At 73.6% G+C, this 25,190-nt stretch carries 24 protein-coding genes; 9 read left to right on the top strand and 15 right to left on the bottom strand.

Features of this window, described 5'->3' with window-relative positions; all coding sequences use genetic code 11:
• Positions 1–99: 99 nt before the first annotated feature.
• Entirely contained in the window at positions 100–258 is a 159-nt protein-coding gene (locus ABZ635_RS11895) for a hypothetical protein (RefSeq protein WP_357762846.1), read from the bottom strand.
• 277 nt (positions 259–535) lie between these two features.
• Between ABZ635_RS11895 and ABZ635_RS11900 the strand changes: the two genes are divergently transcribed.
• A complete protein-coding gene (locus tag ABZ635_RS11900; protein WP_357762849.1) occupies positions 536–796 on the top strand; it encodes a PLD nuclease N-terminal domain-containing protein in 261 nt (86 codons plus the stop codon).
• Positions 797–838: 42 nt separating this feature from the next.
• Here the strand turns inward: ABZ635_RS11900 and ABZ635_RS11905 are convergent, their stop codons facing one another.
• The 6 genes from ABZ635_RS11905 to ABZ635_RS11930 all read right to left on the bottom strand — a co-directional run bounded on the left by ABZ635_RS11905 (position 839) and on the right by ABZ635_RS11930 (position 7,024).
• A complete protein-coding gene (locus tag ABZ635_RS11905; protein WP_357762852.1) occupies positions 839–2,191 on the bottom strand; it encodes a carboxylesterase family protein in 1,353 nt (450 codons plus the stop codon).
• 164 nt (positions 2,192–2,355) lie between these two features.
• Positions 2,356–3,132, bottom strand: a complete 777-nt coding sequence (locus ABZ635_RS11910; protein ID WP_357762855.1) for an MBL fold metallo-hydrolase — start codon at positions 3,130–3,132, stop codon at positions 2,356–2,358.
• A 64-nt stretch (positions 3,133–3,196) separates the two neighbouring features.
• On the bottom strand, positions 3,197–4,297 hold the full coding sequence (locus tag ABZ635_RS11915; protein WP_357762857.1) for an ABC transporter ATP-binding protein: 1,101 nt from the start codon (positions 4,295–4,297) through the stop codon (positions 3,197–3,199).
• Positions 4,294–5,055, bottom strand: a complete 762-nt coding sequence (locus tag ABZ635_RS11920; RefSeq protein ID WP_357762860.1) for an ABC transporter permease — start codon at positions 5,053–5,055, stop codon at positions 4,294–4,296. The genes ABZ635_RS11915 and ABZ635_RS11920 overlap by 4 nt, the downstream gene beginning before the upstream one ends.
• Entirely contained in the window at positions 5,052–5,861 is an 810-nt protein-coding gene (locus ABZ635_RS11925; RefSeq protein WP_357763142.1) for an ABC transporter permease subunit, read from the bottom strand. The genes ABZ635_RS11920 and ABZ635_RS11925 overlap by 4 nt, the downstream gene beginning before the upstream one ends.
• Positions 5,862–5,980: 119 nt before the next feature.
• Positions 5,981–7,024 carry an extracellular solute-binding protein gene (locus ABZ635_RS11930; RefSeq protein WP_357762863.1) on the bottom strand — a complete coding sequence of 348 codons (1,044 nt, stop codon included), beginning with the start codon at positions 7,022–7,024 and terminating at the stop codon, positions 5,981–5,983.
• A gap of 316 nt (positions 7,025–7,340) precedes the next feature.
• Between ABZ635_RS11930 and ABZ635_RS11935 the strand changes: the two genes are divergently transcribed.
• Both ABZ635_RS11935 and ABZ635_RS11940 read left to right on the top strand, forming a co-directional pair.
• The gene (locus ABZ635_RS11935; RefSeq protein WP_357762866.1) at positions 7,341–8,378 is read left to right on the top strand and encodes a LacI family DNA-binding transcriptional regulator; all 1,038 of its coding nucleotides are present in this window, start codon (positions 7,341–7,343) and stop codon (positions 8,376–8,378) included.
• Positions 8,379–8,537: 159 nt separating this feature from the next.
• The gene (locus ABZ635_RS11940; protein WP_357762869.1) at positions 8,538–10,169 is read left to right on the top strand and encodes a BCCT family transporter; all 1,632 of its coding nucleotides are present in this window, start codon (positions 8,538–8,540) and stop codon (positions 10,167–10,169) included.
• On the opposite strand, the gene ABZ635_RS11945 is transcribed toward ABZ635_RS11940, so the two are convergent.
• Entirely contained in the window at positions 10,162–11,091 is a 930-nt protein-coding gene (locus ABZ635_RS11945) for a DMT family transporter (protein WP_357762872.1), read from the bottom strand. The genes ABZ635_RS11940 and ABZ635_RS11945 overlap by 8 nt on opposite strands.
• A 37-nt stretch (positions 11,092–11,128) precedes the next feature.
• On the opposite strand from ABZ635_RS11945, the gene ABZ635_RS11950 reads away from it, so the two are divergent.
• Positions 11,129–12,532 carry a PLP-dependent aminotransferase family protein gene (locus ABZ635_RS11950; protein WP_357762875.1) on the top strand — a complete coding sequence of 468 codons (1,404 nt, stop codon included), beginning with the start codon at positions 11,129–11,131 and terminating at the stop codon, positions 12,530–12,532.
• A 17-nt stretch (positions 12,533–12,549) separates the two neighbouring features.
• Here ABZ635_RS11950 and ABZ635_RS11955 read toward each other — a convergent pair whose 3' ends face one another.
• A complete protein-coding gene (locus ABZ635_RS11955; protein ID WP_357762878.1) occupies positions 12,550–13,122 on the bottom strand; it encodes a TIGR03086 family metal-binding protein in 573 nt (190 codons plus the stop codon).
• Between the two features lie 130 nt (positions 13,123–13,252).
• On the opposite strand from ABZ635_RS11955, the gene ABZ635_RS11960 reads away from it, so the two are divergent.
• Both ABZ635_RS11960 and ABZ635_RS11965 read left to right on the top strand, forming a co-directional pair.
• A complete protein-coding gene (locus ABZ635_RS11960; RefSeq protein WP_357762881.1) occupies positions 13,253–14,431 on the top strand; it encodes a saccharopine dehydrogenase NADP-binding domain-containing protein in 1,179 nt (392 codons plus the stop codon).
• Positions 14,432–14,456: 25 nt separating this feature from the next.
• Positions 14,457–15,428: a patatin-like phospholipase family protein gene (locus ABZ635_RS11965; RefSeq protein WP_357762884.1), complete on the top strand. Its 972-nt coding sequence runs from the start codon at positions 14,457–14,459 to the stop codon at positions 15,426–15,428.
• Positions 15,429–15,533: 105 nt separating this feature from the next.
• On the opposite strand, the gene ABZ635_RS11970 is transcribed toward ABZ635_RS11965, so the two are convergent.
• The 3 genes from ABZ635_RS11970 to ABZ635_RS11980 all read right to left on the bottom strand — a co-directional run bounded on the left by ABZ635_RS11970 (position 15,534) and on the right by ABZ635_RS11980 (position 19,070).
• Complete coding sequence (locus ABZ635_RS11970) at positions 15,534–16,535, bottom strand: hypothetical protein (RefSeq protein ID WP_357762886.1); 1,002 nt, start codon at positions 16,533–16,535, stop codon at positions 15,534–15,536.
• Positions 16,536–16,863: 328 nt separating this feature from the next.
• Positions 16,864–18,357, bottom strand: coding sequence for an aminopeptidase P family protein (locus tag ABZ635_RS11975; protein ID WP_357762889.1), 1,494 nt, complete (start codon positions 18,355–18,357; stop codon positions 16,864–16,866).
• A gap of 167 nt (positions 18,358–18,524) precedes the next feature.
• Positions 18,525–19,070 carry a GNAT family N-acetyltransferase gene (locus ABZ635_RS11980; RefSeq protein WP_357762892.1) on the bottom strand — a complete coding sequence of 182 codons (546 nt, stop codon included), beginning with the start codon at positions 19,068–19,070 and terminating at the stop codon, positions 18,525–18,527.
• A gap of 139 nt (positions 19,071–19,209) precedes the next feature.
• On the opposite strand from ABZ635_RS11980, the gene ABZ635_RS11985 reads away from it, so the two are divergent.
• On the top strand, positions 19,210–20,307 hold the full coding sequence (locus ABZ635_RS11985; RefSeq protein WP_357762894.1) for an alanine--glyoxylate aminotransferase family protein: 1,098 nt from the start codon (positions 19,210–19,212) through the stop codon (positions 20,305–20,307).
• Between the two features lie 21 nt (positions 20,308–20,328).
• Here ABZ635_RS11985 and ABZ635_RS11990 read toward each other — a convergent pair whose 3' ends face one another.
• Complete coding sequence (locus tag ABZ635_RS11990; RefSeq protein ID WP_357762897.1) at positions 20,329–20,550, bottom strand: DUF3099 domain-containing protein; 222 nt, start codon at positions 20,548–20,550, stop codon at positions 20,329–20,331.
• Positions 20,551–20,754: 204 nt separating this feature from the next.
• Here ABZ635_RS11990 and ABZ635_RS11995 point away from each other — a divergent pair, with 204 nt between their 5' ends.
• Positions 20,755–21,468 (top strand): nuclear transport factor 2 family protein, encoded by a 714-nt coding sequence (locus ABZ635_RS11995; protein ID WP_357762900.1) that lies wholly within the window; start codon positions 20,755–20,757, stop codon positions 21,466–21,468.
• A gap of 17 nt (positions 21,469–21,485) precedes the next feature.
• On the opposite strand, the gene ABZ635_RS12000 is transcribed toward ABZ635_RS11995, so the two are convergent.
• Both ABZ635_RS12000 and ABZ635_RS12005 read right to left on the bottom strand, forming a co-directional pair.
• Complete coding sequence (locus tag ABZ635_RS12000; RefSeq protein ID WP_357762902.1) at positions 21,486–22,175, bottom strand: response regulator transcription factor; 690 nt, start codon at positions 22,173–22,175, stop codon at positions 21,486–21,488.
• A complete protein-coding gene (locus ABZ635_RS12005; RefSeq protein WP_357762905.1) occupies positions 22,142–23,560 on the bottom strand; it encodes a sensor domain-containing protein in 1,419 nt (472 codons plus the stop codon). Before ABZ635_RS12005 ends, ABZ635_RS12000 begins: the two co-directional genes overlap by 34 nt.
• A gap of 136 nt (positions 23,561–23,696) precedes the next feature.
• Between ABZ635_RS12005 and purB the strand changes: the two genes are divergently transcribed.
• Complete coding sequence (gene purB / locus ABZ635_RS12010; protein WP_357762908.1) at positions 23,697–25,127, top strand: adenylosuccinate lyase; 1,431 nt, start codon at positions 23,697–23,699, stop codon at positions 25,125–25,127.
• Positions 25,128–25,190 lie beyond the last annotated feature (63 nt).

Here is a 25,190-nt window from a genome sequence, read left to right on the forward strand (position 1 = left end):
CGCGCTGTACCGGGCCCGCAGAAGGAGCGCGACCGCGACCGACACCGCGGAGCACACCGCCAGCACGGCCAGGAGGACACCGGAGGAGGCGTAGGTCGGTCAGTCGCGGCCCACGACCTCGAACTCCAGGGTGTCGACGGGGGTGCGCACGACCTCGACGCCGCCCCGGTAGACGGGGGTGTCGCCGCCGGAGGCGAGGGCCGCCGCGGCGGGGGCCGACCGGCTGCCACCCTCCTCGACGCCGCCGAACGCGGGCACAGGCGCCGACCAACGGCCGACCACCGTTCGGTGACGACTCGCCCCTCTCGGTGATCGGACCCGGGGGCGGAGGACCCCCGACGAAAGTCGGTGCGCGCCGCCACGAAAGCGTCGGCCGGGCGGGGTCGGGCACCGTCCAAGGCGACGCGCGGGAACGTCCCCCGGAGGGAGGCCCCACGGGGGTGGGCGGGCCTAGCGTGGAGTGCGTAGCCAAGGGGCCCGGTCCCGCACCGAGACGGGGGCGGCCGGGCCCCGCCTGACCCTGAGGAGAACCGAGATGTCCCTGCTGTCGCTGTTCGAGTCGATGACCCCGGAGACCGGGATCGCCCTGGCCCTGATGATCGGCGCCCTGTTGGCGGGGCTGGTGGCGGTCGTGCTCATCGTCGCCGCCGTGTTCAGCATCCTGTTCTCCGGGCTGGACCTCGCCATGAAGTTCGTGTGGATCGTCCTCGTGTTCCTCGCTCCGCTGGTCGGCGCGATCCTGTGGTTCCTGATCGGCCGCAACCGGGTCCCGGCCCGGCAGTACGGGTACCGCTGAAGCCCACCGCGCCACCGGACGCCGACGGGCCGGGGCGGTGGGTCAGGAACGGTGGACGGTGAGGCTGTCGGCGGCGGCTTCGGCGTTGTCGGCGGAGACGGTGCCGGTGCGCGCGAAGTCGGCCCACAGGCGCCGCACGGCCCGGCCGCGCCGGTCGAGTTCGGCCCAGTCGGTTCGCCCGACGAGCCTGGTGCCCTCCCAGGCCTCCCTGGTACCGAGCAGCAGGGGGACGTCCACGATGTGGGCCGCGCCGTAGGGGCTGCCCTCCGGACGCCAGGTGACGGTGTAGCGGGTGGCCCGGCCGCCGGACCTTCGGTGGTGGCGGGCGAACCGCTTGGTCGGTCCGGTGTAGATGCGGTGGGTGGTGGCCCACACGAGAAGGCGCCGCAGGGCTCCGCCGACCACGGGCAGGGCGGCCAGGCGCCGGATCGGCGGCAGGAACTCGGCGAAGAGCCCGGTCTCCTCGCTGGTGGCGCCGATGAGCAGGTCGACGCCGGGGGCCGCCGCGCGCCAGGCGCGCAGCCGCAGGGACTCGGGGGGCAGGGGCGCGTGCCCGTACTGGGTGCCGAACGGCATGGCGCTGGCCAGTCCGAACCCCTTGGCCGCCGCGCCCGCCCGTTCTTCGAGGGCGACCAGTTCGGCCGCGGTGGCGTCGGGGTCGGGGGCGCCGACGGCCCGCGCCATGGCCTCCGACATCCGGGAGCGCCCGGTGATGATGCCGAGCGGCGCGCTCTGCACCACCGCGCGGCGGAAGAGGCCCTCGGCGCCTTGGCTGATCATGAGGTGGGCGACGGCGTCGCCGCCGGCGGACTGGCCGAAGAGGGTGACGAGGTCGGGGTCGCCGCCGAAGGCCGCGATGTTGGCGCGCACCCAGCGCAGCGCCTGGACCTGGTCGAGGAGGCCGAGGTTGGCGGGTGCGGTGTCACCGAGGCGCAGGTAGCCCAGCACCCCGAGCCGGTAGGTGAGGGCGACGACGACGATCCGCTGTTCGGTGACCAGCCGGGTGGGGTCGAAGATCTCCATGTCCCCGGCGCCGGTCACGTAGGAGCCGCCGTGAATCCACACCATGACGGGCAGGCGCTCGTCGTCGGCCAGGTCGGCGGGGAAGGTGACCGAGAGCCGCTGGCAGTGCTCGTCGTGGCGTCCGACCGAGACGCCGTCGACGGCCGTGGAGACGACGCGGGAGGTCAGCTGGGGTGAGGCGGGTGCGGGGCTGGTGGCCTGGAAGGGTGCGGTGAACGCGGGGGCGGGCCTGGGCGGGGCGAACCGTTCCGCGTGCGCGTAGGGGATGCCGAGGGCGCGGACGACGTCGCCGCGGACAGTGCCGACGACGGGCCCGGCCGGGGTCTGGACGCGGCGGAGCTCCTCACGGGCGACGGAGGTCTGGTCGGTCATGGTTCCCTCCCGGTGCGGCGCGCCGCGGCTGGGGCCCCGGGCTGCGGGGACGGCGTCCAGGGCGAGGATAGTCCACCCGGCCCCCGCGGCCCCCGTGCCCCGGCACCGCGACCACGGAGGGCGCGGTTCGTGGCCGGGGCGCGGGGACGGGACCGGGGCCGCCGTCAGAAGCGGCTGCCGGGTACGGCGACGCTCACCTTCCCCGCGAAGGCCTCCTGCGCGTGGCGGCGGCCCTCCTCCCAGTCGGCCGGGTCGGCGAAGTGCGTCAGCACGAGGTGTCGGGCGTCGGCCTCGGTGGCCAGCAGCCCCGCCATCCGCGCGGTGAGGTGGCCGTGTCCGTGCAGGGCCTGTTCGTCGGCCTCCAGGTAGGTGGCCTCGCACACGAACAGGTCGGCCGCGCGCGCAGCCTCCGCGACCGGGGCGCAGTACCCGGTGTCGGACGAGAACGCGACGCTGCGGCCGTCGGGCGACTCGAAGCGCAGCGCCGCCGAGGGCACGCTGTGGTGTGCCGGGAACGACCGGAAGGAGACCCCGTCCACCTCGTGCGCGGTCCGGCCGTCCCTGGGCATCGGGGTGATCTCGAAGGACTGCGCGATGGGCTGGTGCATGGTCGGCAGGGTGGGGATGCCGAAGACCGCGTCGAAGGCGGCCACCCGCTCGGTCTCGCCCTCGGGAAGGAAGAGGGGTACGCGCGGCAGCACCCGCGGGAAGGTCCAGCGGTAGGCCCAGGCCATGAGGTCGAGGCTGTGGTCGGCGTGCATGTGGGTCACCACGATGCCGCGCAGGCGGTCGAGCCCGTACCGGGAGCAGTAGGCGAGCAGTGACCCGGGACCGGCGTCCACCAGGACCACTCCGGTCTCGGTGTGCAGCAGGTAGCAGGAGGCGGGCCCCTCCTTGGTGGGCGCGGTGGCGTTCGATCCGAGGATCTCCAGTTCCAGCATGCGTGTTCCTCTCGTGGCCGTGGCCGTGGTCGGCGGGCGGGGGCGGGTGTGCGTCGTGTGCGGGTCAGGGGCGCAGCAGGGTGGCCCTTCCCGGGGCGGCGGCGAGCGCCACAGAACGCCCGATCCGCGCGTCCGGGGGGACCCGCACCCCCAGGTGGTGGCCGCCCGCGCGGACGGTCAGGTGCACGCCGTCGCCGGTGAACTCGGAGTGGGTCACCTCCGCGACCAGCGCCGAGGCGTCGGAGTCGTCGGTGACGGTGAGGCTGTCGTGCCGCAGCAACAGGCGCACGGCCCCGTGTTCGGTGGGGCGCACCTCCAGGTCGCGGACCGGCAGGCGCCAGCTCCCGTCCAGGGTGACGGCGTGCCCGTCGTCGAGATCGGCGTCCAGCAGGACCGCCCCGGCCAGGAAGTCCGCGACGAAGGCGTCGGCCGGGTCGTCCCAGAGGCGTTGGGGCGTGTCGAACTGCACCAGCCGCCCGTCGCGCAGCAGGGCGATGCGCGACCCCAGGGACAGTGCCTCGCGCTGGTCGTGGGTGACGATGAGGGTGGCGCACTCGGTCGCGGCCAGCATCGTGGCCAGTTCGCGGCGCAGCCCGCCGCGCAGCTGCGGGTCCAACGCGGCCAGGGGTTCGTCCAGGAGGAGGGCGTCCGGCTGGATCGCCAGCGCCCGGGCCAGGGCGACCCGCTGGCGCTGGCCGCCGGAGAGCTGGTCGGGGCGGCGGTCGGACAGGTCGGACAGGTGGGTCAGTTCCAGCATGTCCCGCACGAGCGCCTCGCGGCGGACTCCGGCCGTCCCCCGGGCGCGCAGGCCGTAGCCGATGTTGGCGGCCACGCTCATGTGCGGGAAGACGGCGTAGTTCTGGGGGACCAGGCCGATGTTGCGCCGGGCCGGTCCGAGGGCGGTGACGTCGCGTCCGGCCAGGCCGATCGCCCCCTCGGAGACGGGGACCAGACCGGCGACGGCGCGCAGCGTGGTGCTCTTGCCGCAGCCGGAGGGGCCGATGACGGCGACGGTCTCGGCCGGGGCCACGTCCAGGGACACGTGTTCCACGGCGGTGGTGGAGCCGTAGCGGACGGTCAGGCCGTCCACGGTCAGCCCGGCCGCGCGGGCGACGGCGGGGGCCTCGCCGCTCGGGGTCGGTGACGCGGTGGCGTGGGTGGTCACGGGGTCCTCCTCGGGGCCCGGCGCCGGGCCAGGACGATGGCGGTCAGCACCGGTGCGACGAAGGCGACGAAGATCATCGACTGCGCCGAAGCGAGTTCGAGGCGCTGGGTGGAGTAGGAGTCGAAGAGGGCGAAGGGCGCGGTGGGCGTGGCGGGCGGGTTGATGAAGAAACTGATGTTGAACTCGCCGAACGAGAGCGCGAACACCATCGTGACGGCCTGGGTGACGGCGACCAGGCAGGCGGGGACGGTGATCGTCCGCAGGACGCGCACGGAACCGGCGCCCAGGCTGCGGGCGACGCTCTCGTTGGTGCGCAGCTCGTCGTCGGCCAGGGCGGGCACCAGCGCCGCCAGGGTGAAGGGCAGGGTGAAGACGAGGTGGCCCAGGACCAGCAGTAGCCCGCTGGGGCGCAACATCGGGTAGGTGCCCACGAGGGCGACGCTGAGCGCGATGCCGGGCACCGCCAGCGGCACGTTCACCAGGTAGCCGGTGAGACGGGTCAGCCATGAGGGGTGGCGGGCCACCCACCAGGCCAACGGCCCCCCGATCGCCAGGTTCAACACGACCACGAAGGCGGCCACGCCCAGGCTGCGGCCGATCACCGGAGCCAGGGGCGGCCACGCGTAGGCGAACCAGTCCAGGGTGGGACCGCCGCCCCACGGGCCTTGGGAGAAGTCGACGCTGGTGGCGGCGACCAGGGTGGCCACCAGGGGAATGACCACGAAGGCGCAGGTCAGCCGGGCGACAAGCCGGGTCATGAGGACACCGCCCGACGGACGACGCGGGCCAGCACGCGGCCCAGGACCAGGGCCAGCACCGCCGTCACGGCCAGGATGACCGCGAGGGTGGACGAGGCGGCGAGCCGGTAGCCGGTGGTGAGTTCGTTGGCGACGTTGAGCGGCAGCAGCCGCACCCCCTCGGACAGGGTCGCGACCGTGCCGTACCCGCCGAGGGCGACCGCGATCGCGGTACCGCTGGTCTCGATGGCGGCGGGCAGCAACAGGGGCAGGGTGACGGTGCAGAACACGCGGGGTCGGGAGGCGCCCAGCGTGCGGGCGCTCTCGGCCAGGGACGGGTCCAGGGTGGCGGCGGCGCCGCGCAGCGGCCCCAGCACCCGGGGCAGGGAGAAGTAGAGGTAGGCGATGAGCAGGCCGGGGAAGGTGTAGGCCAGTCCCGCGAAGCCGTCCCACGCCAGCCCGAGCAGACCCGTGCGTCCGGTCAGGACGATCGCGAAGAACCCGATGATGATGCCGGGCAGCGCGATGGGCAGGGTCAGCAGGGCGTCCGTGAGGGCTCCGCCCCTGCCCGCCCGGTCGTCGTCGGCCTGGCGCAGCACCACCGGCACGGCGACGCAGAGCGTGATCAGCACCGATCCGAGGGCGATGTAGAGGGAGTTGGCGAGCGCGTCGCGGACGGCCGCCGAGCCGAAGGCCCGGACGTAGTGCTCCAGGGTGGGCCCGCCGTCGGCCGGGGGCTGCCCCAGGCCGAGGGAGTTGGCGACCATCACCACGACGGGGTAGGCGCTGAACAGGCCGATGACGATCAGGGCGGGGAGCGCGGCGATCCAGGCGGGCGCGGCCGCCGCGCGTCCTCGTGTGCCGGGGGCGGCGCCCCCTCGTGTGCCGGGGGCGGCGCCCCCTCGTGTGCCGGGGGCGGCGCCCCCGGCGGTGGCGCTGGAGCGCACTAGAAGCCGACCTCGTCCTGGTAGAGCTCGATGAACTCCTGCTGGCGCGCGCCCTGTTCGACGTAGTCGATCGTGGTGGCGCGCTCGTACTCCTGCGGCGGCAGGACCTTGTCGGCGAGCTCCTCGGGCATCTCTCCGATCACCGGGCGCATGTACCCGGCGGCGAACAGGCCCTGGCCCCGCTCGGAGAAGTAGAAGTCGAGGAGCTCCTTGCCGTTGTCCTCGTTGGGCGCGCCCTCGACCAGGCCCACGATGTAGGGGATCTGGAGCGAGCCCTCCTCGGGGATGACCACGGAGACGTTGGCGCCCTCGTCGCGGAGCTTGTAGCCGTTGAAGTCGGTGTCGATCAGGATCGGGATCTCGCCCTGGGCGACCTTGGCGGTGGCGGTCTGCGCGGAGGTGGAGGCCCCGTTGTCCTTGAGTCGGCTGAGGTAGTCCAGGCCCGGTCCCCAGTCGTCGAGGTCGCCTCCGAGGGCGACGTTGACGGCGGTGGCGGCGGAGTAGCCGACGGCGGCCTGGGTGGGGTCGAGGTAGCCGACCTTGCCCTCGTAGGCGGGGTCGAGCAGGTCCTCCCAGTTCCGCGGTACGGGGGCGCCGTCGAGGTGGTCCTCGTTGACGATGAGGGCGATGGTGCCGGTGTGGACGCTGGTCCAGGCGCCGTCGGGGTCGCGGAGTTCCTCGGGGACCTGGTCGGCGCCCTCGGGCACGTACGCCTGGAGGACACCGGCCTCCACCAGCTGCTCTCCGAAAGCGATGCCGGTGTAGGCCACGTCGGCGACCGGGGAGCCCTTCTCGGCCTGGAGCGCGGCCAGGGCCTGGCCCGAGTTCTTCGGGTCGTTCGGGGCGTTGATGCCCGTCTCCTCCGTGAACGCGCTCAGCACCTCGCCGTAGTTGCCCCACTCGGAGGGCGAGTTGTAGGTGATGACGATGTCGCCGCCGCCCGAGGCCGCGCCTCCGGGGGCGTCGACGTTGCCGCACGAGGTCAGGGCCAGGACGGAGAGGGTCACGACGGCGCCGGTGATCGCCGTGCGTCGGTGGGACATGGGGGCTCCGAAGGGTGGTCGGACGGCCCGGACGCCGGGCCGAGGGGTGGGTTGAGGGTACTTCGTGATGAAACGATTTACCATAGGGGTGACCTGCACTGTCGTGATCGGTGTCCGCGAGGCCAACACCCTGGGAACCCTCGGCCAACCGCGTCACCTGCGTCACCTGCGCACCTCGGTGCGCCCGCCCCGTGCCAGCCCCGGTTCGCGGCCCGTGCTCCCCCTCGACACCGCCGCGCGTACCTCTCGACGCGCGTGGCGTCTCCACCGCCCCACAGGCATCATGACCGCACACCTCCTTTCGGAAGGACCTCCCATGCCCTCCTCACGCAAGCGCGTGACCCTGCGCGACGTCGCCGCCCTGGCCGGGGTCTCCGTGGCCCAGGCCAGCTTCGCCCTGAACGGTCAGGGACGGGTGGCCCCGGCGACCGTGGAACGGGTCCGCCGCGCCGCCGCCGACCTCGACTACCAGGTCGACGGGCGGGCGCGGGCCCTGCGCACCGGGCAGCGCTCCGCCTACGGGGTCGTCATCCGCAACATGCGCAACCCCTTCTTCCTCGACGTCCTGCGCGGCATGGAGGTACGGGCGCACCGCGAGGGCGCCTTCCTGCTGATCCTCAGCTCCGACTACGACGTCGAACGAGAGTCGGCCGCGCTGCGCAGGCTCGCCACCGAGGGGGTGGGCGGAGTCGCGATCAGCCCGATCGGGCGCAGGGGACCGCTCACCGACTGGCTCCCCCGGCACCCGGACGTCCCCGTGGTGGCGTTCAACCGCACCCCGGAACCGGCGGTGCCCGGCGCCGAGCGGCTCTCCACCGTCGGGCCGGACGACGGGGCCGCCGTGGCCCTGGCCCTGGAACACCTGCGCGCGCGGGGGCACCGTCGCGCGACCCTCGTCATGGCCCCCGAGGGGTTGGCCGCCGACTGGGGCCGCGAGGAGGAGTTCGTCCGGCTCTGCGCCGCGTGGGGACTGACGGGGACCGTGGTGCGCTGCCCGCTCGACCACGACAGCGTCGCCCGGATGGTCGCCGGGCGGATCGCTCCCGCCGGAGGGGGCGGGTCGGCCGGACACGAGGCGTTCGTGGTCAACTCCGACTACCTGGGCACCGCCGTGTACGCCGCGGCCCGCTCCCTGTCGATGCGGGTCGGTCGGGACGTGAGCGTGGTCGGGCACGACGACCTCGCCACCTCGGGGCTGCTCGACCCGGGTCTGACCACCGTGGGCCTGGACCGCGAGCTCCTGGGCGACCACGCCATGCGCCTGCTGACCGCGCCCGGGGACGGTCCCGGGCGGTGCGTACGGCTGCCGGTCCACCTCGTGGAGCGCGACTCGGTGGCCCTCCTCGGCGGGTGACGCGGCCAGACCCGACCCGGCGACGCGGCCGCGGCCACACACCCGCGTGGTGGGACGCACCCCCGCACACCCACTCGGATCAGGACGAACGCACGTAGACTCGGCCGGCCCGCCGGGGCCTCCGGCGGGCGCTTCCGATCGAGGGGCAACCTCTTCTCCATGTCTTCCACCGCGAGCCCACGCGTGCCCGAAACCGGCCGCCGACCCGATCTCTGGGTGGTCGGTGTCTCCGGCGGCCTGCTGATCGCGTTCGTCCTTGCGGCGCTGGTGTCCCCGTCAGGGGTGAACACCGCCGTCGACGCCGCCTTCGCGTGGTCGGCGCGCTGGTTCGGCGCCTACTGGCAGGTGCTGCTCCTGGCCACCATGGCCGTCGCCACCGTGCTCGCCCTCTCCCGGTACGGACGCGTGCGCATGGGCGGGACCGACGCCCCCGGATTCACCTGGTTCCGGTGGGTGGCCATGGTCCTGACCACCCTGCTCGCGGCGGGCGGCGTCTTCTGGGCCGCCGCCGAACCCCTCGCCCACTACGTCGACCCGCCGCCGCAGTACGCCCACATGGCCGGTGGCATGGAGGGCGCCTCGGTCGCCCTCGCGCAGACCTTCGTCCACTGGGGGTTCCCGGCCTGGGCGATCGGCGGTTCCCTGGCCACGCTGGTGATGATGCGCGGCGTGGAGAAGGGCATGCCCCTGCGACCGCGCACGCTCCTGTGGCCGGTCCTGGGCGACCGGGTCCGCACACACTGGGTCGGCACCGTCGCCGACATCAGCTGTGTGGTGGCGGTGGTCGCGGGAACGGTCGGCCCCATCGGCTTCCTCGGCCTCCAGATGTCCTACATCGGCGGTGAGATGTTCGGCTTCGGCTCCGGTTTCGGCACCCAGGTGGCGATCATCGTGGGTCTGACCGCCGTGGCGACCGTCTCGGTGCTCAGCGGCCTCGACCGGGGCATCCAGCTGCTCAGCCGGATCAACGTGTGGGCCGCGCTCGTGCTCATCGTGTGCGTGGTCGGGTTGTCCTCGCTGCCCTTCGTCGTCGACCTGTTCCTCCAGGCCAGCGCGGTGCACGTGCGCGAGTTCGTGCCGATGACGCTGTACCGCGGCGACACCGGGTGGCTCGGCTACTGGACGGTCTTCTTCTTCGGCTGGTTCATCGGCTACGGCCCGATCATGGCGATCTTCATCGCCCGCATCTCCAAGGGCCGCACGGTCCGGCAGATCTTCCTGGGCGCGACCGTACTGCCCGCCGTGGTCACCTCCGTGTGGTTCACCGCGCTGGGCGGCAGCGGGCTGTGGCTGGAGCAGCGCACTCCCGGGGCCATCTCCGGGCCCTACGAGGAGCACGGCCTGCCCGCCGCCGCGCTGGCCATCGTCCAGGCCCTGCCGATGAGCGCCCTGCTGGCACTGGTCATGATCGCCGTGACCCTGATCTTCTTCGCGGCCACCCTGGACGCCATGTCGTACTCGATCTCGTCCGCGAGCATGAGGACGGGCGAGCCCTTCCCGTGGGTGAGGGCGTTCTGGTGCGTGGGCATGGGCGCCGCCGCCATCGTGCTGCTCACCGTGGGCGACAACGGGGTGCAGGCCCTCCAGTCGTTCATCGTCGTGACGGCCGTGCCGGTGGGGCTGGTGCTGCTGCCCACCCTGTGGAGCGCGCCGCGCCTGGTCAGGGAGATGGCGGTGGAGCAGGGCGTCGTCGCGGCCCCCGAGCCCGCTGACGGAGCCGGCGCCGACGGTGCCCGGACCGAGGGCTCCGAGGCCGCCCAGGACGTCCCGGAGCGCGTGAGCGCTAGTTAGGGATCGGCCCCGGTGCCGGGGCCACGCGCGCCGTCGTCGTCCGCCCGGCCCTGGAGCGGACGGCGACGGCGGCGCACAGGACCACCGCACCCCCTCCGAGGAGCGCGGGCCAGGTCAGACGTTCGCCGAGCAGCAGGACCGCCCAGCTCAGGGTCATCACCGGCTGGGTGAGCTGGATCTGGCTGACCCGGGTCATCGGGCCGATCGCCAGGCCCCGGTACCAGGCGAAGAAGCCCAGGTACATGCTGACCACCGCGAGGTAGGCGAGCGCCCCCCACTGCCCGGGCGACCCGCTCGGCGGCTGCTGGACCGCGGCGACCCCGCTCAACAGGGCCATGAGCGGCGCGGCCAGCACCAGGGCCCAGGAGACGGTCTGCCACGCGCCGAGCTCACGGGCGAGGAGTCCGCCCTCCGTGTAGCCGATCGCGGCCGCGATGACGGCGCCGAACAACAGCAGGTCGGCCCAGGCGGGGCCGCCGCCCGTCCCCCCGCCCTGGAACGCGGCGAAGCCGACCGCCGTGACCGTGCCCACCGCGGCGGTGGCCCAGAACACCGCGGGGGGCCGCTCGCGGCCGCGCGCCACCGCCGCCACCGCCGTCGCCGCGGGGAGCAGGGCGATCACCACCGCCCCGTGACTGGCCGAGGCCGTCGTCAGGGCGAACGAGGTCAGGATCGGGAACCCGGCCACCACTCCCCCGGCCACGAGGGCCAGACGCCACCACTGGCGCCCGCTGGGCGGGCGCTGACGGGTGAGGAGGAGCGCCGCGGCGGCCAGCAGCGCGGCGACCACGGCGCGGAAGGAGCCCACGAACAGGGGCGACATCGCCCCCTCGGCCACGGCGACGCGCGTGAACGGGACGGTCAGGGAGAAGGCGGCGACCCCGAGCAGACCCCACCAGAGCCCGGAACGCGAAGATAGCACCGGGGGAAGTTTTCGAGTAGCGCTACTATGATTACTCATGAACAACGATAGCAGTGCGCGTATCGTCGAGGGGTTGCGCGCGTGGATCTCCCAGGCTGCCCCCGGAGCCCGCCTCCCCTCGACCCGGTCCCTGGTGGCCGAGTACGCCGCCAGCCCGGTCACCGTGCAAAAGGCCCTGCGCGCTCTGGTGGCCCAGGGTGCGGTGGAGAGCCGTCCCGGAGTGGGCACGTTCGTACGCGCGGTCCGGGTCGCCCGCCCTCACGACTACGGCTGGCAGACCGCCGCGCTCGGCGCCCCACGGCACCGCTCCCCCGGCCCGGACACGGCGTTGCGCACCCCGCCCAACGACGCGATAGCGCTCCACTCGGGATACCCGGACCGGGACCTGCTCCCTGAGCGCCTGGTACGCGCCGCCCTCACACGCGCCGCTCGGAGCGAGGCGACCGTGAGCCGTCCTCCGGCCGCCGGTCTGCCGGATCTCCAAGCCTGGTTCGCCCAGGGGCTCGCCGCCCACACTCCGGTGGGGGTCACGCCCCCCACCTCCGCGGACGTGCTCGTCCTCCCGGGGAGCCAGGGCGGCCTGGGCGCGGTCTTCCGTTCCCTGGTCGGTACCGCGGGGCCGCTGCTGATCGAGTCACCCACCTACTGGGGCGCCACTCGCGCGGCCGCGCGGGCGGGTGTGGAGATGGTGCCGGTTCCCAGCGGGGCCGACGGCCCCGACCCGGACGAACTGGACCGCGCCTTCGAGCGGACCGGGGCGCGGGTGCTGTACGCCCAGCCCAACTTCGCCAACCCCACCGGGGCCCGCTGGTCCGCCGACCTCGGTGAGCGGGTACTGGAGACCGTGCGCCGCCACGGCGCGTTCCTGGTGGAGGACGACTGGGCGCACGACCTCGGGATCGACGCGGAGCCGAGCCCGCTGGCCGCGCGGGACGACGCGGGTCACGTGGTGTACCTGCGCTCGCTCACCAAGAGCGTGTCCCCGGCCGTGCGGGTGGCCGGGATGGTCGTCCGAGGCCCGGCCCGGGAACGCGTCCTCGCCGACGTGCGGGCCGAGTCCATGTACGTCAGCGGCGTGCTTCAGGAGGCGGCGCTGGACGTCGTCACCCAGCCCGCCTGGGGCACCCACCTTCGGGGATTGCGCCAGCAGTTGGCGGCCCGCCGCGACCTCCTGGTCGACGCGCTCCGCGTACACGCGCCCACCGCCTACCTCGCGGCGGTCCCCCAGGGCGGGCTCAACCTGTGGCTACGGCTGCCGGACGCCACCGACCTGCCCCGTGTGGTCCGCGAGTGCGAGGAGGCGGGGGTCCTGGTCGCTCCGGGCGGCGAGTGGTTCCCGGCGGAGCCCACCGGACCGCACCTTCGGCTCAACTTCGCGGGCCCGCGGCCCGGAGCCTTCCCCGAGGGGGCCCGCGTGCTGGGTCGGGCGCTGGCGTCGTAGCCGGGCCCGCTGCCGGACTAAGGCCAGGGCTTTCGCCCGGTGAGGGCGAGCAGGCGGGTCTGGGCGTCGGCGCCGTCGCCGACGGGGACCCGCTCGGCGAACAGCGAACTGCCCGAGAGCACCGCCGTGTTCTCCTCGGCCCAGGCCAAGAGCTCGGCGACCAGGCCGGGGTCGAGCCGCTCGTCCGCGCCGATCCCCCGCGCCAGGTCCCAGGCGTGCACTCCCAGGTCGAAGGTCATCTGCCACAGGTACACGCGGCCCGGAACGTCCCCGAAGGACAGGTGGACGGTCCGTTCGGTGGCGGAGGGCGCCAGCCAGGCGGTGCGTGCCTCGCGGGAGGCCACCGACCAGGTGGCGGCCGGTTCCTCGCCCAGGATGTCGCCGTCGAAACGGTCGCCCACCTCTTCGAGGGTCGCCCCGTCCAGCAGGGGCGGCACCCACAGCTGTTCCGAGGTCAGGTGGTTGACGAGGTCGTGGACGTCCCAGTCCGCGCAGGGCGTGGGCCGGGCCCAGTCGGCGAGCGCCACCTCCGCCACCCGGCGGTCGAACTCCGCCATCGCGGTGCCGTGCAGGTCGACCAGGTCGGCCATGGTGTCTCCCCCGGATTCGGATGCCGTTCCCGGAGCGCCCTACCCCGCGCGACCGGCTCCCCAAACCGGCGCGGCCGGGCGTGCGAGACTGTGCTCGGCGCACGACACAGATCCGAGAGGCTGGAACACCGTGGAACGCGGTCACGACATCGTCCTGTTCGGCGCGACCGGGTACACCGGCGCGCTGACCGCCGAGTACCTGGCGACCAGCGCCCCGCGCGGCCTGCGCTGGGCGCTGGCGGGCCGGGACCGGGACCGTCTGGAGGCGGTACGGGCGGAGCTGGCCGAGATCGACCCCGACCGGCCCGTACCGGAACTGCTGCTGGCCGACGCCGAGGACCCCGGCTCCCTGCGCGCCCTGGCTGCCTCGACCCGGGTGGTCGTCACCACGGTGGGCCCCTACGGCGCGTACGGTGAGCCGCTGGTGGCGGCCTGCGCGGCCGAGGGCACCGACTACGTCGACCTGTGCGGCGAGCCCGCGTTCGTCGACCTCGTCTACGCGCGGCACCACGCCACCGCCGTGCGGACCGGCGCGCGGCTGGTGCACGCCTGCGGGTTCGACTCCGTCCCCCACGACCTGGGGGTGCTGTTCACCGTCGAACGGCTGCCCGAGGGGGTCCCCCTGAGCGTGGAGGGGTTCGTCCGGGCCAGGGGCGGCGTCTCGGGCGGGACCCTGCGTTCCGCCGTGGGCGCCTTCGCCGACACCTCCGGGATGCGGCGCGCCGCCCGCGAGCGGCGCCTCGTCGAGCCCCCTCTCCGGGGCCGCAGGGTCCGTGTCGACCACCGCGTCCGACCGCGCACCCGGCTGGCCCGGGGGTGGGCGGTGCCGCTCCCGACCCTGGACCCGCGCGTGGTGGTCAGGTCCGCGGCGGCCCTGGAGCGCTACGGGCCCGACTTCTCCTACGGCCACTACGCGGCCTTCCGTCGTCTGGGCGGCGCGCTGGGCGCGGTCGGCGGAGCCGCCGGGGTGGTGGCCGCCGCCCAGGTGCCGGCGCTGCGGTCACGGCTCCGGAACCTCGTCCCGGCCGGTGCGGGTCCGACCGAGGAACAGCTCGCCAACGGGTGGTTCACCGTGCACTTCACGGGGGCCGGGGGCGGGCGGCGCGTACACACACTGGTCTCGGGCGGCGAACCCGGCTACGGGGCGACCTCGGGCATGCTCGCGGAATCGGCGCTGTGCCTGTGGGAGGACGACCTGCCGCCGACCTCCGGGCAGGTCACCACCGCCGTCGCCATGGGCGGTGCGCTCATCAGGCGGCTGCCCCGCGCCGGGGTCGACTTCGAGGTCCTGCGCGCCGTGCGGGACTGAGGTCCGGCCTTCCTAGACTGTCCGCGTGACAGACACTCCCCGCACGCCCCGTACCGCCCCGCCCGCCCGCGCCACCGAGGACCCGGCGGACCCAACGGGCCCCGCGCCCACGGCGGGAGGCCCCGGACCGGTGGCCTTCGTCCTGGGCGGTGGAGGCGTACGCGGCGCCGTCGAGGTCGGTATGGTCCGCGCCCTGTTGGAGGAGGGCATCACCCCGGACCTCGTGGTGGGGACCTCCATCGGGGCGATCAACGGCGCGGTGCTGGCCCTGGACCCCTCCATGGCGGCGGTGGAACGGCTCGTCCGGACCTGGACCTCCCCGGAGGCCGACTCGGTGTTCGGTGAGGCGGTGGGCCGCCAGCTGCACCGCATCGTGACGACCCGCACCCACCTGATCTCCCCGGAACCGCTACGCCGCCTGCTGGTGGACGTTCTGGGCCCCGATCCGGTCTTCGAGGACCTGGCGGTCCCGCTGCGGGTGGTGGCGGCCAGTATCGAACGCGCCGCCGAGCACTGGTTCTCGGAGGGGCCGCTGATCGACGCCGTGCTCGCCTCCTCCGCCGTCCCCGGCCTGCTTCCGCCCCAACGGATCGGCGACGAGCACTTCCTGGACGGCGGGATCGTCAACTCGATCCCGATCGAGGCGGCGGTACGCGCGGGCGCGCGCACGGTGTACGTGTTGCAGGTCGGCCGGGTGGAGGAGCCGCTCTCGGTGCCCGCCAACCCGGTGGAGACGGCACGTGTGGCGTTCGAGATCGCCCGTCGCCACCGCTTCGCCCGGGACCTGGCGACGCTGCCCGAACAGGTCCGGCTGCACGTGCTGCCCAGCGGCGGTTCGCTGGCGGGGGACGACCGGCCGATGGCGTTCCGGCGGCTGGACTCCGTACCCCGGCGGATCGACCGGGCCTACACGGCCTCCCGCGACTACCTGGCCGGGGTCGACGCCGCGCCCCCGGACCCGTCCCGACCGGGGCCGGACCCCGCGACGCGGGAGTGACGTCGCGGCCACCTGGTCCGCCGTGTCGTGGACCGTGGCGGTCGCGGTGACCGCGACCGCCGGGACCCCGGTGCCGGGCGGGCCCGCCTCCTGGACCGAGCCGCCCTAGACGCTCACGTGCAGGGCGTACACGCCCTCGGTGGTGGCCAGGACCACCACGTGGTCGGGGGCGGCGACCAGGTCCTCCAGCTCCCCCGGCCACGTCCCGGGCACCTCCACCACGGGCTGGCCCGGGCGGTCCAGGTAGCGCACCCGGAGCCGGTCCAGGTACCAGGAGCCGAGGCCGCCGGGGCGGGCGTCCTCCTCCTGGTAGACGGCCACCGCCTCGCCCTCCCACTCGACCAGCGACACCAGGGTGCGCGGGCCGCCCAGCTCCGCCACCAACTCCAGGTCGGGCAGGGAGTGGACGCGCCCCGCGACCGCCAGTAGAGAGCGGCCCCCCACCCGGGCCGCCACGGTCTCGGAGTCGGCGTGGCTCTCCACCTCGCCGAGGTACTCGCCGTCCTCCAGCCGGTACACGCGCTCGCGCGGGTGCTCGTAGTCGGCGAGGATGACCGGGTCGAACCCCGGGTCCTGCCCCGGGGCGACGAGGAAGTCACCGGCGAAGGACATACGCTCGCCCCTGGCCTCGTGGCCGGGGCGGGAGTCCGCCAGGTCGGGGACGGTCGCACCGGTGAAGGGGTCCACCGCCCACCAGCGGGTGGCGCCGTCGCCGTCCTCTCCGAAGAGGAGGACCACCGCCTCCTTGTCCAGGACCCGCAGGGCCACGTCGTCGGGCCACAGCTCGCCCGGCTCGGCGAGGTCGGTCTCCAGCAGCGGTGTTCCGGTGCTGGGGTCGCGCACGGTCACCGAGCGCCGGGAGGCCTGGACCAGGACCGTGCCGGGCCACCCCTGCCCCTCGGGGGCCCGCGCCAGGTTGACCGGCCCCTGCGCCTCGAAGGCGGTGCCCAGGGGCCTCAGGGAGCGCGTGTCGAAGGCCCGGGCCTCGTACCGCGACTTCCGGGGATCGGGGTTGGGGTCGACGTCGCCGTGAACGAGGACCGTCCGCTCCGCCAGGAACAGGCGGGGAAACCTCAGCCCCCTGCGCCACAGCCGTTCCGCGCGCACGCGTGAACCTCCCCCAGTTCTGTCTTACGTATCCGCCCGCCACAAAAACCGTAGCGGGTGCCAGATCGGACCGCTCCCGGATCGGGAAGGCCGTCAGTGGAACAGCACCGATGGTTCCACACCCGGCCCGGTGAATATCCGGACAGGGCGGTCATGCCCCACTCCCGCCCGCACGTCGGGCCGAGCTACGGACAGCCGAAACGCGTCGGCGCTCCACCCGGTATCGGTCGACCCGTGTCCGAATCCCCGGACACGGCGACGGGCCGCCTTCCCCGGGGGGGGGGGGAAGACGGCCCGCGCTCCGGTCCGGGCTCCGCGAGCGACCGGGTCAGCGCGGCAGGCGCTCGGCCAGCCAGGCCTCGACGTCGGCGGAGGACCTCGGCAGTCCGGCCGACATCACGGTGCGGCCCTCCTCGGTGACCAGGACGTCGTCCTCGATGCGCACGCCGATACCGCGCAGCTCCTCCGGCACGGTCAGGTCGTCGGGCTGGAAGTACAGGCCCGGCTCCACGGTGAGCACCATGCCCGGCTTCAGTTCGCCGTACAGGTGGATCTCCTGCCGGGAGACCGCGCAGTCGTGCACGTCCATGCCGAGCATGTGGCCGGTGCCGTGCAGCGTGTACCGGCGCTGGAGGCCCAGCTCCAGTACGCGGTCGACCGGGCCCTCCAGCAGGCCCCACTCCACCAGACCCTCGGCCAGCACGCGCTGGGAGGCCTCGTGGAAGGCGGTGAAGGGCCGACCGGGGGCGACCGCGGCGATACCGGCCTCCTGCGCCTCGTACACCAGGTCGTAGACCTTGCGCTGGAGCTCGGTGAAGGTGCCCGAGACGGGCATGGTGCGGGTGACGTCGGCGGTGTAGAGGGTGGTGGTCTCCACCCCGGCGTCCAGGAGCAGCAGGTCGCCCTCGCGGACCGGACCGTCGTTACGGGTCCAGTGCAGGGTGGTGGCGTTGGCGCCGGAGGCGGCGATGGTGCCGTAACCGACGTCGTTGCCCTCGACCCGGGCACGGAGGAAGAAGGTGCCCTCCACGTAGCGCTCGGAGGTGTCCCTGGCCTGGGGCAGCGCCTTGGCGACGTCGCCGAAGCCGCGTACGGTGGCGTCGACGGCCAGCTGGAGCTGGGCGATCTCCCACTCGTCCTTGACCAGGCGGTGGTCGGCCAGCGCCACCCCGAGGTCCTGGTCCAGCTGGACGGACTTGGCGCGGGCCTCGTCGTCGGCGTCGGCGCGCAGACCGTCCACCAGGGCGTCGATCTCGGCGTCGTGGCCCCGAACGACGCGGGTGGTCGCCGAGGTGTCGGAGCCGAGCACGCCCGGCAGGGTGCGCACGTCGGCGGTGGGCAGGCCCAGCAGCTCGGCGGCCTCTCCCAGGCTGTTGCGGCGCCCGGTCCACAGCTCGCCGTAGCCGCCGAGCCAGAACTCGCCGTTGTCGCGGTTGGAACGCGGCTTGAGGTACAGGACGGCGTCGTGACCGCCGTCGGCCCTCGGGGTGAGCACCAGGCAGTTGCCGTCGGTGGTGTCACCGGTGAGGTAGGCGTAGTCGGTGGCGGCGCGGAAGGGGTACTCGGTGTCGTTGGAGCGGGTCAGGAGCTGACCTGAGGGAACGACCAGGCGGTCCCCGGGGAAGGCCGCGCTGAGCACGTCACGGCGGCGGGCGGTGTGCCCGGCCTGCTCGACGGGCTCCAGGTCGCGCAGCTCGGTGTCGGCCCAGCCGGTGGTCATCCACGCCGCGAGCTCGTCGGAGACCGACTGCGCCTGGCCGTTCTTGCGCGGCCTGAACACGGGGGCTTCGGCCTCGGCCTCGGGACGCTGCTGCTCGCTCACGTTGTGACTCTCCTCGTCGAGTTCGTCGAAAGGGTGCGGGGCGTGGTGACCGCTGGTGGCGGTCGCCCCTCTCATCGTACAAAGGCGTTCGTACCCCTGTCCGCGTGCCGGTCATAGCGCTGCCCATAACGTCCGGGCCAGCGTGCGCGCCCGTGCGCACCGGGCGGTCACCCGGTGGCGGGAACCAGGTCGCGGGCGAAGGGGATGGCCTTCGGGTAGGGCAGGTCGTCGACGGTCGCGGGGTCGACCCGGCGGTAGCCGATCCGTTCGTACAGGGCGACCGCCTCGGGCTGGGAGGGGCCGGTGAAGAGCATCACCCGGGAGTACCCGAGGTCGCGGGCGGCCTCCTCCAGCGCGCTCATGATCCGCCGCCCCAGCCCGCGCCGACGGTGTCGGGCGCTGGTCCACACGCGCTTGAACTCGACGGTGTCGGCGCGGTCCCGCCGGTAGGGGCGCAACGCTCCCCCGGCCACGACCTCGCCGTCGAGTTCGGCCAGGACGAGACCTCCCCCGGGGGCGACGAACTCGGTGACCGGGTAGCGGCTGAGCTCGTTGGCGGCGCCCTCGGCCCCGTAGCGCTCGGTGTACTCCTCCAGGAGCCCGTCGAGCAGACCCCCGATCCTGGGGTCGTCGTGGGCCACGCGCAGCAGGCGTACGCCGTCGGCAAGTGCTCCCCTGGTCGCGGCGGCGGCCGCGGCGTCGGTCTCGGTCATGGTGTCTCGGGCGGCGCGGCACGGTCCCCGCGGTCGTGCGCCGTCACCCTCTCCCTCCCTGTTCGGTTCGGACCCCGGGCACGCGATCCCGGATCACCCCGTGGGGGCCCGGCCGTCCCGTCCCGGCTAGTGTTCGACCATGTCAGTCAGCGAACGCACCCTACTGGGCCCCGGACCGAGCAACCCCTACCCGGAGGCCACCCTGGGCCTGGCCGCCCCGCTCCTCGGGCACCTGGACCCCGAGTTCATCACCCTGCTGGAACGCGCCTGCGCGCGGCTGCGTTCCCTCTGGGGCACCGAGAACCCGCTCACACTGCCGCTCTCCGGCACCGGTTCCCTGGGCATGGAGACCGCCTTCGCCAACTCCGTGCGCCCGGGCGACGTGGTGGTCGTGGCGGTCAACGGCCTGTTCGGCGAGCGCATGTGCGAGGTCGCCGGGCGCTACGGCGCCGAGGTGGTGCGAGTGGACCACGAGTGGGGTCGGCCCGTCGACGTCCAGCGCGTCCTGGACGCCCACCCCGCCCCGAAGCTCGTGGCGGTCGTGCACGCCGAGACCTCCACCGGGGTGGTCAGCGACGTCGGCGCGCTGGGCCGGGCCCTGCGCGAGCGCTCCGACGACACCCTGCTGCTGGCCGACTGCGTCACCTCGCTCGGCGGCATGCCGATGGCCCTCGACGAGTGGCTGGTGGACATCGCCTACTCCGGTACCCAGAAGTGCCTGGGCGTGGCTCCGGGGCTGGCTCCGTTCACCTTCTCCGAACGGGCGTGGGAACGCCGGGTGCAGTCCCCGCCGGTGTGGTACGTCGACCTCGGTCTGCTCGGCGCCTACGTGCGCGGCGGCCCGGGCGGGCGCGCCTACCACCACACCGCTCCGACCGCGATGGTCGCGTCCCTGGACGCGGCCCTGGCCCGGATCGAGGAGGAGGGCGTGGACGCCGTCGCCGCCCGTCACGAGGCCGCGGGCGCGCGCCTGCGCGAGGGCCTCCAGGAGATGGGGCTGGAACTCTTCGCCGCCGAGGGCCACCGGTTGGCGCAGCTCACCTCCGTGCGCGTGCCCGACGGCGTGGACTCCGGCAAGGTGCGTGAACGCCTGCTGCGCGACTACGGGCTGGAGATCGGCGCCGGGGTGGGCCCCCACGCGGCGACGGTGTGGCGGATCGGCCTCATGGGCCACAACGCCCGCCTGGACCGCGCGGAGCTGGTCCTGAGCGCCCTGCGTCGCGTGCTGGAGCGCTGACTCCGGGTGCGGGCCCGGCGCCTACTCGGCGTTGGGCCCGTACCTGTTGTCGTGGTCGCGCGGGTCGTCGGGGTCGGAGATACTGCCCAGGGTGACCGCGACGGGCGGCAGGACCATCGCGACGGCACACATCGCCACCGCCCACCCGACACCGAACAGGTAGTAGACGGGGGTGGCCCCGGCGAAGAGCAGCAGACACAGCCCCATGACGACCGTGTACCGGATCTTCCTGCGTTTGACCATGTCACCTCCGGTCGTCCCGTGGGTGAGGCCTCCTCACTTCCACGCTAACGCGCGTGGTCGGGGCGGTCGAGTCCCCGCCGGGCCGGGCAAACCCGGGCCTGACCCGGGATTGGTCGAATCGGAGACCGGTCGGGGAGCAGGGTGGAGGTAGGGCACCCGACAAAGGTCCGCGTGCCCCGTCGCTCCCAGAAAGGGGTCCGCATCATGTCAGCCAACACCAACGGCAACGAATTCGACATCGAGGTGTTCCGGCGGGCCGTCGAGGACGGCGACACCGCCCTGCTGATCCGCCAGTTCGCGGAGGACGCGGACATGGAGACCGTGGACCGGCGCACCCCGCCCAGCTCGCCCACGGTGCTGCACGGGCGCTCCTCGATCGAGGACCAGCTCCGGCAGGTGTACTCGATGGACCTGGAACACGAGGTCCTGGAGTACTTCACCGACGGCGACCGCGCCGCCTACACGGAGCGCTGCACCTACCCGGACGGTCTCACCGTGCGGAGCATGTCCCTACTGGACCTGGAGGACGGCCGGATCGTGCGCCAGTCCATGGTGCAGGCCTGGGACGAGGAGCCGCCCGGCGCCGTGCGGATCGGTGACTTCGACACCTCCGGGGAACTGGTGGAGTTCGACCACGGCCGGTCCTCGTCCGTGCACCTGGGCGGCCAGCTCATCACCCGCATGACCCTGGAACCGGGGTGGCAGTGGAGCCGGCACATGCGCCCGGACGCCGGGACCGACCTGTGCATGGCCACCCACGCGCTCACGCTCCTCCAGGGGACCATGGGGTTCCGTACCCGGGACGGCTCCGAACGCGAGCTGGTGGCGGGCCAGGTGGCGTACGTACCACCCGGCCACGACGCCTGGGTCGTGGGCGACGAGACCGTGGTGGTCGTGGACCGTTCGATGGACGGTTGAGGGCCACCCCGCCCGGGTCAGGAGCTCTGGGCCCGGAGGTAGGCGAGCACCGCCTGGACACGGCGGTGCACGTCGTGGTCGGGCGGTAGGTCGAGCTTGGCCAGGATGTTGCCCACGTGCTTGCCCACGGCCGCGTCGCTGACCACCAGCCTGCGCGCGATGGCGCCGTTGGAGTGGCCCTCGGCCATGAGTTCCAGCACCTGCCGCTCCCTCGCGGTGAGCCGTTCGAGCGGGTCGGAGCTACGGCGCAGCAGCTGCCGTACGACCTCCGGGTCGACGAAGGTGGCGCCCTCGACGACCCTGCGCAGCACCGAGGCGAACTCGCGCACGTCGCCCACCCTCTGTTTGAGCAGGTAGCCCACGCCCTTTCCGTCACCGGAGTCGAGCAGGTCGGTGGCGTAGCTGAGTTCCACGTACTGGCTGAGCGCCACCACGGCCAGCCCGGGGTGGCGCTGACGCAGTCGCACCGCGGCCCGCAGCCCCTCGTCGGTGAAGTCCGGGGGCATGCGGATGTCGGTGACGACCAGGCGGGGCCGGTGTTCGGTGACCGCCTCGACGAGGGCGTCGCCGTCCTCGACGGCGGCGACCACCGGGAAGCCGAAGCGCTCCAGGACGCCCACCAGTCCCTCCCGCAGCAGCACACCGTCCTCCGCCAACACGGTCGGAACGGGGGTCACGGGGTCGGGTTCGCGGGAATCGGTCCGCACGGCAGCTCCACTCGGATTCGGGTCGGCCCGCCTGCGGGGCTCGTCAGTCCCATTGTCCCGCCCATCACCGCGACCCGGTCACCGAGACCGGTGAGGCCGGTGCCGCGCCGGGCGTCGGCGCCCCCGACCCCGTCGTCGGTGACCTCGACGGTGAGGACGCCCGTGCCCTCGTCCGGCACCGTTTCGGGAAGGGTGTGCGTCGCGGCGGTCCCGGTCGGCCCCGGGACCAGGCGGGCGCGCACGGTGACGGAGTCGGCGCGGGCGTGCTTGTAGACGTTGGTGAGCGCCTCCGCGACCACGAAGTAGGCGGTGCCCTCCACGTGCGGGGGCAGCCGGTGGGGGACGGCCGTCTCCACCGCGACCGGCACCGGGCAGTGGTCGGCCAGCTCCTGGAGGGCGTCGCGCAGGCCCCGGTCGGTCAGCACGCGCGGGTGGATGCCGCGCACCAGTTCGCGGAGCTCGTCGATGAGTTCGTCGACCTTGGCCTGGGCCGCCGCCACCCGCTGGTCGGCCGGGGAGCCCTCGTCCAGGTCCACCCGGGCCATGCCCAGGTCCATGCTGAGTGCCACGAGCCTCTGCTGGGCGCCGTCGTGGAGGTCGCGTTCGATCCGGCGCCGCTCGTACTCGAAGGCGTTGACGAGTCGGGCGCGCGACTCGGTGACCTGGTCGAGTTCGGCACGCAGGACCTCCTTGGGCGGCCCGACCAGCAGTGCGCGGGCGATCACGGCGTGGCCGAGGGACATCAGCCCGCACGCGTAGAAGAGCAGGACCGCGGTGACCGGCGCGGCCAGCGTGTACGGCAGGGCCTCGCCCGGGGTGGTGAGGGAGGTCCAGCCCAGGGAGATGGGGGCCTCGTTCCCGTCGAGGAGGATGAACGGGGCCAGCGTCAGCAGGATGGTGAGGGACGTCAGGGTGAACGACACCATCAGGGACAGGCCGAGGACCGGGAACATGACGGCGGCGTAGGCCACCTCACGCCAGGTGGCGGCCTCGGAGTAGCGGGTGCGCACCCAGCCCCACAGACCCGGCGGCGGGGTCCGGTGGCCGCTGCGGTTCTCACCCGGCATCACCAGGTGGAGGCGCTTGCGCTCCAGGGCGCCCAGGGGGATGGCCACGAGCGGGGCGAAGCAGAGCACCATGAGCAGCCCGAACAGGAACCAGAAGGCCAGGTGCCCGGCGTCCCGGTCGTGGCCGAGCCGGGACACGAACACGGCCCAGGGCGCGTACACGGGAAGGGCCACGAAGAGGAGCAGTCCCCCGACCACCAGGGTCGTCAGGGTGTGGGCCAGGGACCGCCACGCCCAGGCCGACAGGAGGAACCGGGGGTGGGCGAGCGCCTGGCGCAGGGTCTTCGGCCGTCGTCGCCGAGCGTTCGGGGTGGTCATGTGTTCCACGCTAGGACGCGGCGCCGGACGGCGACATCCGCCGGACCCGCCAGTGGGGGGTAGGGACGGCACTACCGGTGAACTGGGGCTGGACCGAAGCGCGTCCGGCCCGGCACGGGCGATAGGGTGGCACGACGTGAGCGCGAAACCTGTGATCCCCGATGTCCTGGCCGCCCGCTACGCGTCCGCGGAGCTGACCCGGCTGTGGTCCCCTGAGTACAAGGTGGTCGCCGAGAGGCGGCTGTGGCTGGCCGTGCTGCGTGCCCAGGCGCGTCTGGGCGTGGACGTCGCGGCCGGTGTGGTGGAGGACTACGAGAAGGTCCTCGAACAGGTCGACCTGGCCTCCATCGCCGCGCGCGAGCGGGTGACCCGGCACGACGTGAAGGCCCGGATCGAGGAGTTCAACGCCCTCGCCGGGCACGAGCACGTGCACAAGGGCATGACCTCGCGCGACCTCACCGAGAACGTCGAACAGCTCCAGATCCGCGACAGCCTGCTGCTGGTGCGCGACCGCGCGGTGGCTCTGCTGGCCAGGCTCGGCCGACTGTCGGCCGAGTACGGCGAGACGGTCATGGCGGGCCGTTCCCACAACGTGGCCGCGCAGGCCACGACCCTGGGCAAGCGGTTCGCGTCGATCGCCGACGAGGTGCTCGTGGCCCTGGGTCGCCTGGACGAGCTGGTCGCCCGGTATCCGCTGCGCGGGATCAAGGGCCCGGTCGGCACCGCCCAGGACATGGTGGACCTGCTCGGCGGCGACCGCGCGGCGCTGGACGCCCTGGAGGACGAGGTCGCGTCGCACCTGGGCTTCGAGCACCGGTTCACCAGCGTGGGCCAGGTGTACCCGCGTTCGCTGGACTTCGAGGTGCTGACCGCTCTGGTGCAGCTGGCGGCCGGGCCGTCCTCGCTGGCCAAGACGATCCGCCTGATGGCCGGGCACGAACTGGTCACCGAGGGCTTCGCCGAGGGCCAGGTGGGCTCGTCCGCGATGCCGCACAAGATGAACACGCGCTCGTGCGAGCGGGTCAACGGCCTCACCGTGATCCTGCGCGGGTACGCCTCCATGGCCGGGGAGCTGGCGGGCGACCAGTGGAACGAGGGCGACGTGTCGTGCTCGGTGGTGCGCCGGGTGGCGCTGCCGGACGCGTTCTTCGCGTTCGACGGCCTGGTGGAGACCATGCTGACGGTGCTGGACGAGTTCGGCGCCTTCCCCGCCGTGATCTCCGCCGAACTGGACCGTTACCTGCCGTTCCTGGCCACCACCAAGATGCTGATGGCCGCGGTGCGCACCGGGGTGGGCCGCGAGACCGCGCACGAGCTCATCAAGGAGCACGCGGTGGGCTCGGCGCTGGCCATGCGCCAGGAGGGCGCGGCCAATCAGCTGCTGGACCGGTTGGCCGCCGACGAGCGCTTCCCGCTGGACCGCGCCGCCCTGGACGCGCTGCTGGCCGACCGGATCACCTTCACCGGCGCCGCCGCCGACCAGGTGGCGGCGGTGGTGGCGCGGATCGAGGAGATCACCTCGGCTCGTCCGGAGGCCGCGGCCTACACGCCCGGTTCGATCCTGTAGGTCCGCATCGGGGCTCGGCGGCGCGCGGCGCCCCGGGCCCCTTCGCGGTCCCGTCGCGTGCCG

Origin of the sequence: Nocardiopsis sp. NPDC007018 (genome assembly GCF_040635075.1) — a bacterium.
Classification (GTDB): Bacteria; Actinomycetota; Actinomycetes; order Streptosporangiales; family Streptosporangiaceae; genus Nocardiopsis.

What these genes read in the sequence shown, in the direction of transcription:
- ABZ635_RS11900 (WP_357762849.1), top strand. Translation starts at nt 536, where the DNA reads ATGTCCCTGCTGTCGCTGTTCGAGTCGATGACCCCGGAGACCGGGATC.
- ABZ635_RS11905 (WP_357762852.1), bottom strand. Translation starts at nt 2,191, where the DNA reads ATGACCGACCAGACCTCCGTCGCCCGTGAGGAGCTCCGCCGCGTCCAG.
- ABZ635_RS11910 (WP_357762855.1), bottom strand. Translation starts at nt 3,132, where the DNA reads ATGCTGGAACTGGAGATCCTCGGATCGAACGCCACCGCGCCCACCAAG.
- ABZ635_RS11920 (WP_357762860.1), bottom strand. Translation starts at nt 5,055, where the DNA reads ATGACCCGGCTTGTCGCCCGGCTGACCTGCGCCTTCGTGGTCATTCCC.
- ABZ635_RS11930 (WP_357762863.1), bottom strand. Translation starts at nt 7,024, where the DNA reads ATGTCCCACCGACGCACGGCGATCACCGGCGCCGTCGTGACCCTCTCC.
- ABZ635_RS11935 (WP_357762866.1), top strand. Translation starts at nt 7,341, where the DNA reads ATGCCCTCCTCACGCAAGCGCGTGACCCTGCGCGACGTCGCCGCCCTG.
- ABZ635_RS11940 (WP_357762869.1), top strand. Translation starts at nt 8,538, where the DNA reads ATGTCTTCCACCGCGAGCCCACGCGTGCCCGAAACCGGCCGCCGACCC.
- ABZ635_RS11950 (WP_357762875.1), top strand. Translation starts at nt 11,129, where the DNA reads ATGAACAACGATAGCAGTGCGCGTATCGTCGAGGGGTTGCGCGCGTGG.
- ABZ635_RS11955 (WP_357762878.1), bottom strand. Translation starts at nt 13,122, where the DNA reads ATGGCCGACCTGGTCGACCTGCACGGCACCGCGATGGCGGAGTTCGAC.
- ABZ635_RS11980 (WP_357762892.1), bottom strand. Translation starts at nt 19,070, where the DNA reads ATGACCGAGACCGACGCCGCGGCCGCCGCCGCGACCAGGGGAGCACTT.
- ABZ635_RS11985 (WP_357762894.1), top strand. Translation starts at nt 19,210, where the DNA reads ATGTCAGTCAGCGAACGCACCCTACTGGGCCCCGGACCGAGCAACCCC.
- ABZ635_RS11990 (WP_357762897.1), bottom strand. Translation starts at nt 20,550, where the DNA reads ATGGTCAAACGCAGGAAGATCCGGTACACGGTCGTCATGGGGCTGTGT.
- ABZ635_RS11995 (WP_357762900.1), top strand. Translation starts at nt 20,755, where the DNA reads ATGTCAGCCAACACCAACGGCAACGAATTCGACATCGAGGTGTTCCGG.
- ABZ635_RS12005 (WP_357762905.1), bottom strand. Translation starts at nt 23,560, where the DNA reads ATGACCACCCCGAACGCTCGGCGACGACGGCCGAAGACCCTGCGCCAG.